This window comes from Litorivita pollutaquae (genome assembly GCF_003205515.1).
Classification (GTDB): Bacteria; Pseudomonadota; Alphaproteobacteria; order Rhodobacterales; family Rhodobacteraceae; genus Litorivita; species Litorivita pollutaquae.
On record NZ_KZ826482.1, the window covers coordinates 324,983 to 338,644 of the forward strand.

11 protein-coding genes are annotated in these 13,662 nt (G+C 61.7%); 4 read left to right on the top strand and 7 right to left on the bottom strand.

Annotation, left to right across the window (positions count from 1 at the left end):
- Positions 1–10: 10 nt before the first annotated feature.
- From DI396_RS05440 to DI396_RS05460, 5 genes are all read right to left on the bottom strand, one after another.
- On the bottom strand, positions 11–1,954 hold the full coding sequence (locus tag DI396_RS05440; protein ID WP_235851758.1) for a TRAP transporter permease: 1,944 nt from the start codon (positions 1,952–1,954) through the stop codon (positions 11–13).
- 85 nt (positions 1,955–2,039) lie between these two features.
- Positions 2,040–3,011 (bottom strand): TAXI family TRAP transporter solute-binding subunit, encoded by a 972-nt coding sequence (locus tag DI396_RS05445; RefSeq protein WP_110795159.1) that lies wholly within the window; start codon positions 3,009–3,011, stop codon positions 2,040–2,042.
- Positions 3,012–3,054: 43 nt separating this feature from the next.
- Positions 3,055–3,822, bottom strand: coding sequence for a CoA-transferase (locus DI396_RS05450; protein ID WP_110795160.1), 768 nt, complete (start codon positions 3,820–3,822; stop codon positions 3,055–3,057).
- Positions 3,819–4,757, bottom strand: a complete 939-nt coding sequence (locus tag DI396_RS05455) for a CoA transferase subunit A (RefSeq protein WP_110795161.1) — start codon at positions 4,755–4,757, stop codon at positions 3,819–3,821. Before DI396_RS05455 ends, DI396_RS05450 begins: the two co-directional genes overlap by 4 nt.
- A 170-nt stretch (positions 4,758–4,927) precedes the next feature.
- Positions 4,928–6,358 (bottom strand): hypothetical protein, encoded by a 1,431-nt coding sequence (locus tag DI396_RS05460; RefSeq protein ID WP_110795162.1) that lies wholly within the window; start codon positions 6,356–6,358, stop codon positions 4,928–4,930.
- An 879-nt stretch (positions 6,359–7,237) separates the two neighbouring features.
- Here DI396_RS05460 and DI396_RS05465 point away from each other — a divergent pair.
- Both DI396_RS05465 and DI396_RS05470 read left to right on the top strand, forming a co-directional pair.
- Complete coding sequence (locus tag DI396_RS05465) at positions 7,238–8,296, top strand: acyl-CoA dehydrogenase family protein (protein ID WP_110795163.1); 1,059 nt, start codon at positions 7,238–7,240, stop codon at positions 8,294–8,296.
- A complete protein-coding gene (locus DI396_RS05470) occupies positions 8,293–9,441 on the top strand; it encodes an acyl-CoA dehydrogenase family protein (protein ID WP_110795164.1) in 1,149 nt (382 codons plus the stop codon). Before DI396_RS05465 ends, DI396_RS05470 begins: the two co-directional genes overlap by 4 nt.
- A gap of 63 nt (positions 9,442–9,504) precedes the next feature.
- On the opposite strand, the gene DI396_RS05475 is transcribed toward DI396_RS05470, so the two are convergent.
- Together DI396_RS05475 and DI396_RS05480 are read right to left on the bottom strand one after the other, a co-directional pair.
- On the bottom strand, positions 9,505–10,308 hold the full coding sequence (locus DI396_RS05475) for an IclR family transcriptional regulator (RefSeq protein ID WP_110795386.1): 804 nt from the start codon (positions 10,306–10,308) through the stop codon (positions 9,505–9,507).
- Between the two features lie 107 nt (positions 10,309–10,415).
- The gene (locus DI396_RS05480) at positions 10,416–10,898 is read right to left on the bottom strand and encodes a MaoC family dehydratase (RefSeq protein WP_110795165.1); all 483 of its coding nucleotides are present in this window, start codon (positions 10,896–10,898) and stop codon (positions 10,416–10,418) included.
- A gap of 375 nt (positions 10,899–11,273) precedes the next feature.
- On the opposite strand from DI396_RS05480, the gene DI396_RS05485 reads away from it, so the two are divergent.
- Positions 11,274–12,386 carry an acyl-CoA dehydrogenase family protein gene (locus DI396_RS05485; RefSeq protein WP_110795166.1) on the top strand — a complete coding sequence of 371 codons (1,113 nt, stop codon included), beginning with the start codon at positions 11,274–11,276 and terminating at the stop codon, positions 12,384–12,386.
- 16 nt (positions 12,387–12,402) lie between these two features.
- A complete protein-coding gene (locus tag DI396_RS05490; RefSeq protein ID WP_110795387.1) occupies positions 12,403–13,629 on the top strand; it encodes an acyl-CoA dehydrogenase family protein in 1,227 nt (408 codons plus the stop codon).
- The last annotated feature ends 33 nt before the right edge of the window (positions 13,630–13,662 follow it).

Consider the following 13,662-nt stretch of genomic DNA (forward strand, 5'->3'; position numbering starts at 1 on the left):
TGCAGGAATGTCATCCGGTGCTGAGGGTCTTGCGCTCACCGCGAAGGAACCGCCATGCCAACAACCCGATCAATGCGGCGCCGCCGACAACATCGGCCATTGGCGCGGCATAGAACAGCAGCGCGGCCGCCGCCAGAAACAAGACCCGGCCGGTCACGGAAAGCGTTCCTCGAAGGTAGCCGCTGAACCCGACGCTGACAGCAAAGACAGCGGCACTGGCCACGCCCAGATCCAAAATGACCTGACCGGCGCCACCCTGTGCCAAGATCCCAGGCCGGAACACAAACAAGAAAGGCACCACATAGACCGCCCCGGCCAGCGAGAGCGCGCGCCCGGCCACTTTCCAAAAACTGGTCCCGGCCAATGCGGCGGCAGCATAAACGCTGGCACAAACAGGCGGCGTGATGGCCGAGAGGATCGCGTAGTAGAAGACAAACAGGTGGGACGTCAGCTCCGGCAAACCAAGCCGCACGAGGCTGGGCGCGGCCACCGCAGCCGCCAGAACGTAAGAAGCCGTGGTCGGAACATCCATGCCCAGCACGATCGACAGCACAGCCGCCAGTAACAAGGCGACGATCAGGCCTTGATCGGACACGGAAAACAGCAGGTTCGAGATTTTCACCCCCGCGCCCGTCGCCGTCAGAACCTTGACGACAATCGCGGCGCAAGCCAGCAGTGCCGCAATCATCACAAGCGCGCGGCCCGCCTCGACCATGCCGCCGTAAACGTCGCGGGCCAGCTCGACCCAACATGCCTTCAATCCTTGCGTCCCTGAGTTCTGGCCAAAGGGGCGTACCACCGCACAGGCCAAAATCAAAACGATGATCGAGGCCGCGCCGGCAAAGCTCGGCGTATAGCCCTGAAACAGAAAGTAGACCACTGTTGCGATCGGCAGAAACAGCGGGATCGCCTTGTCGGGTGCCAGAAAATCCGCCGGTTTCGGCATTTCGTTTTTCGGCGTCGGCTGAAGACCTGTGCGGCGCGCATAAAGATCCACACCCAGCCATATGGCGAGGTAATAGAGAAACGCCGGACCAATCGCGGCCACAGCAATCTGGGTGTAGGGAATGTTCAGGAACTCGGCCATGATAAAGGCCCCCGCCCCCATCACCGGCGGCGTTAGCTGACCGGCGGAAGAGGCGACCGCCTCGACCGCGCCGGCAAAGGCCGGCGGATAGCGCAGTCGCTTCATCGTGGGAATGGTGATCGATCCTGTCGCCATCACATTGGCCACCGCCGATCCGGTCACCGTCCCGAACATCGCCGAGGACAGCGCGCAGACCTTGGCAGGGCCGCCAAAGGTGCGTCCGGCGATCCATGTGGCCATTTTCATGAACACATCGGTCGCCCCGGTGGACAGCAGCAAAGCCCCCAAAAGCACATAGATCGTGATGACCCGTGCGCCAACATCCGCCAGATATCCGAAGATACCGGTGGTCGAGCTGTAGAAAGTTTCGACCGCCGTACGAGCCGAAACACGCGGCGGGCGCCAGCCCCCGTCGATCAAATCATAGCCGAAATAATAATAGAAAACCGTGATCAGCGCCAGCAGAGGCAGGAACCATCCGATCACCCGCCGGGCCGCTTCGAGCGTCAACAGAACCGCCAGCAATCCGGCGGTCTTATCAAGCGGGCCGTATTGCACCATGATGTCGGAAAAGCGGTCCCGGTTGACGATCACATAGAGACACACGCCAAAGGCCAGCAGCCCCAGTGTGATGTCGATGGCCCGTTCCAAACCATTTCGGCCGCCGGTTCGCGACGCGCGCGCAGCATAAAGGAAAAAGGCACCGCCCAGACCAAAACCGATAAAGATCGGTCGTTGAACCAGCGGTTCGAATTGCCCGAACAGAGCGTTGTAAAAATGCAGCGCCACGAAGGCCGCGAATAACGCGCCGAGTGCCTGCGCTCCCCGCCGTTCCCAAGGCGAAGCTTCGGTCGATGAGTGTTTCATGTTTCCTCCCCAGACGGCGGGGCGCATGAGGCGCCCCGCTCGACCGGTCCGTTCGACCGGCAGTGTGGTTGTCCGCTGTGCGAAATCAGTTGCCTACGGCTTCTTTCCAGTAGCGCGCCGCGCCCGGATGATAGACGACACCGGCCTCCATCGTCGCGACGGCATCGGCGGCGATGTCATACTCCGCCAATTGCGGCCAGGCCTCGACCAGCAGGTCCATGTTCTGGTGGATGCTGCGGGCGATATCATAGGCGGTCTCGTCATCCATGACGCCGGTGCGGGTCAGGAAGAAAACGTTGAGCTTGGGCACCCGCATCTCCTCGGACCCCGCAATAAGCCCGGCGGGAAGGGTTGTGAAACCGACGCCTTCCATCCCTTCCGTCGCCGCTTTCTCCTGCTCTTCGGAGAAGCCGATCAAGCGCATCTGGGTGCTGGTCATCAGCTCTTGCAACGTCGCATCTACAGAGTTTGCGGCGCCGTATTTGCTATAGCCGATGATCTGGCGGTTCTTGATGCCTTCCACCGCGTCACCCACCGCGCCATGCACAAGGTCGGCCTCGATGTCGAACATCGACAGCACGGTGGTTGTCAGGGTTTCGGCGGCCGATCCCCGGATGCCGGGATTGAATTTCTTGCCGTCCAGATCGTCGAGCGAGGTCACGCCCGATGCTTCGGTTGCGGCAATCAACAGGACCGACGCGCTATAAGGATAGAGCGCAACCGTATCGGCAATGGCGTTGCCTTCGAACTTTCCGGTTCCGTTTCTGGCCGAGATCAGAATGTCCGTGGTGGCCAGGCCCAGATCGATTTCTTCTCGCGCCAGACGCAGGACATTGTCCACACTGGCACCGGTTTCGATCACATTGACGGTCGCGCCCTCAATACCGGTTTCGATTGCCTTGCTCATCGCGACCGAAATCGTAAAGTGGCTGGATGTCGGGCTCGTGGTCCCCATCGTGAGATCCGTGGCCGAAACCGCCCCGCCCACAAGAATGGCACTCAAGGCGGCTGCGGTACTGATGCCCACCCGGCTTTTGATTGTTATGCGTTTGAACATATCTTCCTCCCAGTCGTTGTTCAAAATTATCCGAAACGGCGCGTCAGATGCGCAAAGTTCCGGTCTTATCGACCCGCTCGCGCAGGACAGTCAGCTCCTCCTCTGTTGGCGCCGGCGTCTGCGGCACGTCCCCCCTAATGCCGAGATCGAACCCGGTATGACGCTGAACCTCTTCGGCGGTATGGCCCGCATGGACCGACTTCAGCCGCATCCGCAACGTCGCCGGATCGAAATCCATGACCGCGCGCGGTGTCACCACGAACCGTGGACCTTCCTTGGTCAGGCCAGCGGCGCGCTTCGCCTCGGGGCCGGAAAGATGCCCCGGTATGGTGATGAAATCGACTTTTTCGACAAAATTGCGCGCCGTATGAACGGTCGGGCAGATATAAAAACGCGTCGAAGTGTGACAATAGGACAGGTTGGCCGCCCCCGGTCCGCGCATCTTGGGCGCGTGCAATGTGCCACCGACGTGATGCAGGTTGATGTTGCCATAAGCATCATGCTGCAGCCCGCTGTGAAAGAAGAAATCCAACCCATGATGGCTGTGGCCGAAAAGCTCGATGAAGGTTTCGGCGGCCTCGCAGCGGCCCAAGGCGCGGTCATCCAGCATCGAAGGATACAGATGCCCCGGCTCGGGGTTGAAAAACATTTCTCCGCCGACGGTCATGTTGGGGGCGTGCAGTTCGCGCGCCAGCGCGATTGCCGCCATCGGCACCAAAGCCGCAGCCCCCGCCGCGCCCAATTCGCCATCGGCGAGGTCACGGGCCAGCACGACAACCATCTGTTCAAGAGGGGAAAACGCCGCGCTCATTCTGTTCGGGCCTCCGGTTTGAGCCGGGCGAGATTGTCTGCTCCCCCGACCGCTTTGATATAATCTTCTTGGCTTGTCGGCGCGGTCACATGACGCGCGATGTAGGCGTCCAGACCCGCGCGGTCACCGGTTCGGGCGGCGTCGCCCAGATCCGCGTAAGCGTCGATATGCTCCTCATCCATTGCGTAACCGGGGAAGCTCGCAGTGGGGTGCGCGCCATAGGGCACCTCGACCACAGCATCGATATAATGGGCCGGCACCGTGACCCGCGACGGATCGTCCAGAATGACGTCGTCCGGCACGATCCTGTCTACGCTGGCAATGACCATATCCGAGGCGCGCGCCATCAACTGATCGGCATAAACCATCGTGCTGAGATAGCGCAGGTTGCCCCATCGGTCGGCCTCCTGCGCGTGAAGGAAGGTGACGCGGGGCCGGATCGGGCCAACGGCGTGGATACGGCGCCCCGAAAAGGGACAGTCGATTTCACGTATAAGCGGATTGTGCTTCAAAACATCCGACCCGCGCAGCGCATCAATCGGTTGGAACGGAACACCATGGGCCGAGGCCATAAGCCCCCCCACCACGGTCAGCGCATCAAGTGCATGCGCCGTCACCTGCCCGGATTCGACCGCGCTGCGAAAATTCGGGCAAAGACGATTTTCCAACGTGACGCCGGGAATGAAGACTTGCTCGACCGCGCCCGCCGCGATCATCAGATCGATGTCATAACCCGCGCCGGGCGACGAATAGACATGCAGATCCTTTGCGCCCGCAGCCAGCAGCGCGCGCACCAAAGCGACGGGCCGGCCCTGTTTAAATAGCCCACCGAGGCAAATCTCGGGGCGTTCTCTCAAAGCATTCCGGGCAAGGATTGCCGCATCCCCAAGGCTTGTGACCTTGCTGTGACGCGTGGGTTTCTTTTTGCGTTCCATCGTATGGGGGCCGCTCCGACTGTTCTTTTTCCGCGCAGGGCGTGAAAACCTCTACGCAGATCAACAGTAATGCAATTCGCGCGGTTCGCCGCCTCCCTGCATGCGCAAAGCATGATCGAACACATATGTGCGAATAGCCGGCTCCCCTGTCCGCGCCGCGCGTCAGGGGATCAGATCAGCCCCATAGCGACGCCCGTCGCGAGAATAGAGGTGACAAGTAGAATGCTCGCGATGCCGAAGAGCCCATTCCATCGCAAGCCGATGGTCACGGGCGATTCCCCTACAATGCCAGAGGCATAGACCACGGCCGTGATGGCCGGCCCCATGCAGATGATGCTGCTCCATCCGCCGGCCAGAGAAAGCCCCAAAGCGAGCGGAGACAAGCCCTCCACACCAACGCGATTGACCACTTCGGCCAACAGCACGACCGAGATCATCGGGTGCACCCCCAATAGCCCCGTCAAGAACACCGTGAACACCAACAGGATCACGGTCAGAACCGGACGCGCAGCGATCCAGCCGAGGTGGTCCGCGACCCATTCGACCGGCACGACTTCGAGCGCAACAAGCCCGATGAACCCCGCCGAAGCAATCACACTCATCTCGGTGGCGTATCCCGATGACTGGGCGACGAACCGGCGCGACATGGCGGTGACACCGCCAATACCGCCGCCGCGCAACGCTGCCCAGAGCACCGCATAGATCGGAACAACCGAAATCAGGACGGTTTGGAAGCTGAACGGGGTCGCCCGATCCAATGAAACCACGGCAGACCCCAGAACGATGACATGGCCTGCAACGATCAAGGCGGCCCACCGGCTCCATCCCGGCAGATCCCCCGTAAGGGCCGGTGCACGGCCACGCGCCGAGGGCGGGCGCCACCATTCCACCGTGTCAAACAACCAGCCCAGTAGAAAAAGCACCCCGGCCAGCGCGATCCCGTAAGGCGCGAGAATCGCCCATTCCAACCCCGGAATGGTAAGGACCATCAGGTTGAGAGAGATCCCGAAGGGCGTCCAGAAGGCAATCGAGGAAAACCCGCGCATACAGGCGCTCACCATGCGCCGTTTGCGGGCGGCGTAGACGAAATCGTCCATCTCATCCCGATGCGCGCGCAGCCCTTTCATGATCACTTCCAACATCACACCCAGCCCGCCAAGGTTCAGGAGCACACCAAACAAATGCCCCCCCGCGCCCAAAGACGCATAGCGGCGGGTCGGCGGTTGCAACGTGAGGAATTCTCCGGCCACTTCCACGACCCGGTCGTTGGTGGCCGCAATGCGCAAGAAAGCGACAGCCGTCAGCAGTGCCGACAGGAAGACGACGCGGCCCGCCGCTTCGACGAAAATACTGGCCTCGATGCCATTGGCCAGCGCCAGAACCGCCACCACGAGGGAAAAGAAGAGCAGCACAAAACCGACGGGGGCAATGTTGCGGAACGCCAACGCAAGATAGACGCCGAAAAGAGGCATTACCGCAACGGCCGCACCGCCATAGCCAAAGATACCCTGTGCGATGGCGCCGCCAAGGCAACATAGCAAACAAAAAGCCGCAATCCAGTTGCGCGCATCAGAGCGTTTTAGTGATAGAATGGACGACATCGGCCCTCACATGTCCAAAGGCGGCTTTGGTCGGGATGCGCGGCGGCGGCAGATGTGGCCACGCCCGATATCGCACCCGATGTGTTGCCCGAAAACCGATGCCGATTATACTGGCGTCTTTCGCTTGGGCAGCACAGACGCCCCTTTTGCCGGCACGGGCCGAGCCGCGCGCCCAAGACACCAAAGGAGCCGAGCGGCGCAGGTCCGTTCAACCCTATATAGTGCAGCAATGTATCGTGCAGCCCTGTATTCTTCAGAATCCTATTCCGACGGGCAATGACACAGGAGCGTCTTGAATTATCTTGTCGCGTGCGCGCCTTTGTCTTCTCGACCATTCCCGTCGACACCTTCAGCCACGTTCGCCCTTCCTCCCACAGCTTTACCGTAGAAGCCCGATGCCCGATCCGTCAGGGACGAATTCGGCAAAAGGCGAATCCGGCAGGAACGAAGATTTGTCTTCCAAGGTGGCGCAAAGGCGCAAGGAACGCAACGCGGATTACCTACTCCAACACATATGTGCAAAAGGGTGGCCTTGGGAATTGAACGCCTCCATTGACGCGAGGCAATATCCAATCTCACCGAGGATCAGAATAGGACACGTGACTGCACTCCCCCTTGGGCGCGGTTCATCAACGCGCCGCAGCGGCAGGGCAAGACGGATGCCGCGCAGGCCACGCTTTGCGCGAAAGATACCGCGATGGCCATTTACCGCACGCCGCCGTCTGTGGCGGTATTTTGTCAGGCTCTGTGTAGATGGCTCCATCAGCCACCGCTGCCAAATCCGATCCCCACGATGGACAAGCCCCCCGATACACAGCACAATAATCCACAACGCGGCACGCCAGCCGCCAACCTAATATTGTCTGAAAGGACCACCTGATGGAGTCGATGATCTTCGACATGGCCGAACGGCTTTTGCGCGACCATGTCACCCACCGCCTGCGCGAGGACGCCGCAGCGGGGCAATGCCCCGATGCCCTCTGGACCCGCATCGAAGAGGCCGGGCTGCACATGGCTCTGGTGCCCGAGGAGGCTGGCGGTTTTGGTGTGCCCGCCGCCGAGGCGCTGGGGCTGGCACGAATTGCGGGGGCGCATGGTCTGCCGCTGCCACTGGCCGAAACCCTGATTGCCAATGCGGTTCTGGCGCGTGCGGGTCTGACCCTGCCTGGCGGCCGGCTGACCATCGCCGAGGGCGCGGGGCTGCGGCTGGAACGGCGCGGCGTCGCGATCCATGCAAGCGGGCAATTGACAGTGGTGCCTTTTGCCCGCTGGGCCGACCGGATCGTGACCATTGCCGCGCTGGACGGCACCGATCATGTTCTGTCCCTGCCGGTCAAGGATCTAACCCTTACTCCGGGGCAGGATCTCGCCGGAATGCCGCGCGACGAAGTGGCGGTTGATCGCGATCTGACCGAAGCCGATGCCGCCGCCCTGCCCCGATCCATGGGCGGAATGCGCGGGCTGGGCGCGCTTGTGCGCAGTCTGGCCACCGCTGGCGCGATGGAAACCATCCTGCAGATGAGCGTCGAATATGCCAACGACCGGGTGCAATTCGGGCGCCCGATCGGCAAATTCCAAGCGATCCAGCACAGTTTGGCGACCATGGCCGGAGAAACCGCCGCCTCGCGCACCGCCGCAGAAATGGCCGCCGACAGCTATGACACAGCCGCCTTCGCGCTGACCGTTGCCGCCGCCAAAAGCCGCGCCGGAGAAGCCGCAGAAACGGTCGGGGCTCTGGCACACCAAATCCATGGGGCCATCGGCTATACGCAGGAACATGCGCTGCACCATTTCACCAAACGGATCTGGAGTTGGCGCGACGAGTTCGGCACCGAACTGGAGTGGAGCACGGAATTGGGACGGGCGGCTCTGTCGAGCCCGCAAGACACCTTCTGGCAATTTATCACCGACAGCACAGCACAAGGCGCACCGGCATGACCCTCACCGCATTTCCCCCACCCCCGCCCGGCGCCGATCACGACGACCTGCGCCAAGAGGTCCGTGCATTTTTGGCTGAAGAACTGGCAGATTTTCCGCCCGAGAAACGTGCGAAATCATGGAACGGGCATAGCCGCGACTTCTCGCGCAAGCTGGCGCAGCGCGGCTGGGTCGGCATGACCTTTCCCAAGGAATACGGCGGGCATGCGCGCAGCGCGCTGGAACGTTATGTCGTGTCCGAAGAGCTGCTGGCCGCCGGCGCGCCGGTGATTTCGCATTGGATCGCCGACCGCCAGAGCGGCCCTCTGATTTTGGCCAAGGGCACCGAAGAGCAAAAACGCGCGATCGTGCCGCGTATTGCTGCGGGCGAGCTGAGCTTTTGCATCGGAATGAGCGAGCCTGATTCCGGCTCGGACCTTGCCGCCACCCGCACAATCGCCACCGAAGTCGAGGGCGGTTACCGCGTCAATGGCACCAAGGTCTGGACGACCTATGCCCATGTGGCCGATTACATGATCCTGTTTTGCCGCACCGGCAAAAGCGAGGACCGCCACGGCGGGATGAGCCAGCTTCTGGTCGATCTCAAGACCACAAAGGACATCCAGATCAGCCCGATCATCGACATGGCCGGAGAACATCATTTCAATCAGGTGATCTTTGACAACACGTTCCTGCCCGCCGATGCGCTTTTGGGTGAAAAGGGCGAGGGTTGGTCGCAGGTTATGAGCGAACTTGCTTTTGAGCGCAGCGGGCCGGAACGCTTCCTGTCGTCTTTTGCCCTGATCGAGGAAATGATCCGGGTGCTGCGCCAGGACGCCACCGAGGCGCAACAGGCCGAGATCGGCCGTTTGGCCGCGCATCTGATGGTGCTGCGGCAAATGTCGCGGTCGGTCGCCGGTATGCTGAACGAGGGCAAGAACCCCGCGCTTCAGGCGGCGATCGTCAAGGATCTCGGCGCGCTCTTCGAGCAGGATATCCCGCGTCTGGCCCGCAGCCTGATTTCGCGTCCGGCGGTGCCCGGAGGGCGCGACAGCTATGCTGCGGTGCTGGCCTATACCGAACTTGCGGTGCCGTCCTTCTCGCTTCGGGGGGGCACCCGTGAGATCTTGCGCGGCATCATCGCGCGCGGCCTTGGTCTACGGTAGGGGGATGTCATCGGGCAATCCAAGGGTCAAGGATTGCCCGCCGCGCAGCAATGGCAAGGCGCTTCAATTGGGGTTGCGGCGATACCCCAGAGCAAGCGACAGCTGATCCGCGCTTTCCTTGACGGCGGCGACGCACAGCTCTTTATTCCTGACCGCGCGCTCCAACGGGGCACCAAGCACCAGCGCGCCAGCCAGCCGACCGTTGGAGCGGAACACCGGAACACCGAAACCGGCCGCGTCAATATGCGCGGTGCCCACTGTGCTGCAGTAGCCTTGCTTGGGGATCTCCGCGATGATCTGTCGCAATTCCCGTTCGTCGGTCACGGAATGCGGGGTAAGCGGCGTCAACTCTGTCCGCTGAAAGTAATCGTCGAGCTCCTGCGGCGTGTCATAGGCCAACATAACAAGCCCCGACGCCGAACAGAACAGCGGCCGGTTGATACCTATCTGGGCAACGTAGCGGACGGGCTGCGGGCTTTCTATGACCGACGAATACACGACGCGATCCCCGTCGCGCACCGCGAAAAGGACCGTCTCGCCGGTCCGTTCGACCAGATCATTCATGATCCCGCGCAGGGCCGTTTCAAACGGATGGTTGGTCAATATGGTTTGCGCGAACTGGAATATACTTGGCCCGAGAGAATAGGCGTCATTCTCGCGCATCAAGTATCCCTTTTCAGTGAGAGGGCGCAAAAGCACCAAAAGGCTGCTCTTGGGGCATTCCAGTTTGCTGCTCAGCTCTGCAAGAGACATGCGCCGGTTGCTTTGCGCAAACAGATCGAAGAGCGCCAGGATCCGCGTCAGGGATCTCGGGCCTTCCGACGGACGCCCGGCAGATCCAATTTGGTCAGACTGCGCGGTTTTCATGACATCTGCTCCAGTTTCGCGATGCGCCGAGCCGCTGGCAGAGGCTGCGGGGGCATCTCGGCAAATTGTGCCGCCCGCATCGCCTGTACCGAGCATATTGGACAGGCTCAAGTCACAGTTGGTTCTTCGTCCACGGTGTGTGCCTTTATCATCCGCAAGGGCGTGTATTCCAGAACTTGTTCGCCCGTTTGCTTGAACACCTTGTTGCGGGTCCGCACCAAACCTCGGTTCGGCCGACTTTTCGAGCGGCGCGCCTCGGTCACCTCGACCTCGCAATGGATGGTGTCGCCAGCGAGTGTCGGGCCCAGAACCTTTAGCTCCATTTCCAAAAAGGCAAAGCCGGTGTGCTGCATCGTGGATTGGGTCAACAGCCCCTCCATAAAGGTGTAGACCAACGCGCCGGGCGCGGCGAACCCCGCAATATTGGATTCTTTTTCTCGAAAATCGCTGTTGATGAACAACACTTCAAGCATGCCGGTGGCATTGATGAAATTCGTGATATCGGCGTCGGTCACGGTGCGGCCGATGGTCCGAAACCTGCGCCCCACCGGCAAATCCTCGTAGCAAAATCCAAGGCCCACAGTTTCCATGCCGCTCAAATCCTTTTGTCAGATGGGTGCATCGCTTCGGATATTCCGGCAAGCGACCACCTGAGTTCCGCGTCAATCCCGCGTCGGTGCAGGTTAGAAGACAAGCGCGGCCACAATCAATTAAAGCGCCCGTTTCGGCGCACTCGGCGTGGATCGAGCACATTTGTGATGAATCCCGCCCCGCGCCCCAAAGGGCGGCGCTTCGATAACTTTGCACATATGTGGTTTTGCACGACCGGGGGCCGGATAGCGTTTGGTGCATCCCGTCTGCCAATCTACCGTCGCCCAATCTACCGTGACCAGGCAGGGCGTTGGATACCTGTGATTTCGATGCCCACGGTTTTAACGCCCATGATGTTTAGGAGGTGGTTTGGCATGAATTTCGGTTTTTCCGAGGAACAAGATACCATACGCGAAACTCTGGCCCGCTTGCTGGGCGATCATGCCACCTTGGCGGTCGCGCATGACCGTCTGGATACAGCGAAAGGGTTTGATGCGCCGACTTGGGCGGCTTTGGCCGAAGGCGGCTGGCTGGGCCTCGCGATTGCTGAAGATGTCGGCGGCTCGGACATGGGCGCTGTCGAATTGGCCATCCTTGCCGAAGAGATCGGCCGCAGTCTGGCCGCCGTGCCATTTGCCCCGGTGCTGGGCATCGCGGTGCCGGCGATCGAAAGCATGGGCACAAAAAGCCAACGGGAAACATATCTGCCGCAAATCGCCAGCGGCCAAACAATCATCGCGGCCGCATTCGCCGAAGACGGAGGTCTCGGGCCGGAAAAGAGTACTGCGACAGTCGCTCAGGATCGCCTCACGGGGCGCAAAACGCCGGTCACCTTCGGTGCCGAAGCCGATCAAGCCTTGGTCATCGCAAAAGACCACGACGGCACCGCGCGTCTTTACCTTGCGGATCTCTGCGCCCCTGGCGTGACCATTCGGGCGCTGGATTGCATCGACCGCACGCGTCCGGCGGTCGAGATCCTCTTTGACAACACCCCGGTCGAATTGTTGCCCGGCTCGGACCCTATGGCCATCCGGAGGCTTGTGGACGGGGCTGCGGTGCTTGCGGCCTTCGAACAGATCGGCCTGGCCGAGCGCATCCTGTCCCTGACCACAGCCTATGCCGGCGAGCGGCAGGCCTTCGGGCGTCAGATTGGCAGCTTTCAGGCGGTCAAACACCGGCTCGCGGATATGTTCGCCAAAATCGAACTGGCGCGGTCGAATGCCTTTTTCGGCGTCTGGGCGCTGGCGAGCGGCGATAACAGACTACCCGAAGCCGCCGCTGTTGCGCGCCTCTCGGCGCTTGATGCGGTGCAATTCACCACCGAGGAATCGATCCAGCTGCACGGCGGCATCGGTTTCACCTGGGCCGCCGACCCGCATCTGTTTTTGCGGCGCGGCTGGCAGTTGAAGGCAGAACTCGGCCCCGCCGCCATCTGGCGCGAACGGTTGTTTGAAAACATCGCGGATGCCCCGCGCGCCGCAAGCTGACAGGGAAAACACACAGATGGATTTTAGCGACAGCCCCGAAGAAGCCGCCTTTCGCGCAACAGCGCGGGACTGGCTCGACGCCAACGCATCCCTGCGCGACGGCAGCGAAAAGACGCAGGATCACTTCATGGCCCGCGACGCCGACGACGTCGCGCGGGCGCAAGATTGGCAGGCCCGCAAGGCCGGCGCAGGCTGGGCCGGGCTGACCTGGCCCAGTGCCTTCGGGGGCCGCGACGCCACACCGATCGAACAGGTGATCTGGAATCAGGAGGAAGGCCGCTTTGCCGTGCCGCCCAATGTCTTCTTGATCGGCATCGGGCTGGTCGGGCCGACGGTTATGACCCATGGCACCGAGGCCCAGAAAGCCGCAGTTTTGCCGCGCGCTCTGACCGGCGAGGACATTTGGTGCCAGCTGTTTTCCGAACCTGCCGCCGGCTCCGATCTTGCGGGCATCCGGACGCGGGCGCGGCGCGACGGTGATGATTGGGTGATTTCCGGTCAAAAGGTCTGGACCTCGGGGGCGCATTATTCCAGTCACGGCATCCTTTTGGCGCGCACCGACCCGAAGGTGCCCAAACACAAGGGCATGACCATGTTCCTCGTGGAGATGTCCGATCCGGCCATCGAAACCCGTCCGATCCGCCAGATCTCCGGCGGAGCCAGCTTCAACGAGGTGTTCATCGACAATCTCCGCGTGCCCGACAGCGCCCGTTTGGGCGGCGAATCGGAAGGCTGGAAGGTGGCGCTGACAACGCTGATGAACGAACGGTTCAGCATTTCGGTCGGGCGCGCCAGCGGCGGAGCCCGCGCCGAGGAGCTGATCGCGCTTGCCGCCCGTGTCGAACGCAACGGACGCCCGGCCATCGAAGACGGCGACGTACGGGCGCGCATCGCTGATTTCATTGCGCGGCAACGCGGGCTTGAATTCACCTCCTACCGGGTCATGACGTCGCTGTCGCGCGGCGAGGCACCGGGGGAGGAAGGCTCGATCGGAAAACTGCTGTTGGGCAAACTGCGGCAGGAAATGGGGGCCTTCGGAATGGAGCTGGCGGGAACGGCAGCGGGCATTTCGTCCAAAGCCGGCGACGACGTGGCGCGCTGGCGCAACGAGTATCTGACCGCTCCGGGCAACCGCATCGCCGGCGGGTCGGACGAGATCCAGCGCACGATCATCGGCGAACGCATTCTCGGGCTTCCGCCGGAGATACGCGTCGACAAGACCGTGCCCTTCTCGGAACTTTAAACAGACGGCCGGCACCGCCGGAACAACCAACAA

Bases quoted from the DNA above. Each gene is read 5' to 3' on its own strand.
- DI396_RS05470 (WP_110795164.1), top strand. From the start codon at position 8,293: ATGACCCTCACCGCATTTCCCCCACCCCCGCCCGGCGCCGATCACGAC.
- DI396_RS05450 (WP_110795160.1), bottom strand. From the start codon at position 3,822: ATGAGCGCGGCGTTTTCCCCTCTTGAACAGATGGTTGTCGTGCTGGCC.
- DI396_RS05455 (WP_110795161.1), bottom strand. From the start codon at position 4,757: ATGGAACGCAAAAAGAAACCCACGCGTCACAGCAAGGTCACAAGCCTT.
- DI396_RS05445 (WP_110795159.1), bottom strand. From the start codon at position 3,011: ATGTTCAAACGCATAACAATCAAAAGCCGGGTGGGCATCAGTACCGCA.
- DI396_RS05490 (WP_110795387.1), top strand. From the start codon at position 12,403: ATGGATTTTAGCGACAGCCCCGAAGAAGCCGCCTTTCGCGCAACAGCG.
- DI396_RS05480 (WP_110795165.1), bottom strand. From the start codon at position 10,898: ATGGAAACTGTGGGCCTTGGATTTTGCTACGAGGATTTGCCGGTGGGG.
- DI396_RS05460 (WP_110795162.1), bottom strand. From the start codon at position 6,358: ATGTCGTCCATTCTATCACTAAAACGCTCTGATGCGCGCAACTGGATT.
- DI396_RS05475 (WP_110795386.1), bottom strand. From the start codon at position 10,308: ATGAAAACCGCGCAGTCTGACCAAATTGGATCTGCCGGGCGTCCGTCG.
- DI396_RS05440 (WP_235851758.1), bottom strand. From the start codon at position 1,954: ATGAAACACTCATCGACCGAAGCTTCGCCTTGGGAACGGCGGGGAGCG.
- DI396_RS05465 (WP_110795163.1), top strand. From the start codon at position 7,238: ATGGAGTCGATGATCTTCGACATGGCCGAACGGCTTTTGCGCGACCAT.
- DI396_RS05485 (WP_110795166.1), top strand. From the start codon at position 11,274: ATGAATTTCGGTTTTTCCGAGGAACAAGATACCATACGCGAAACTCTG.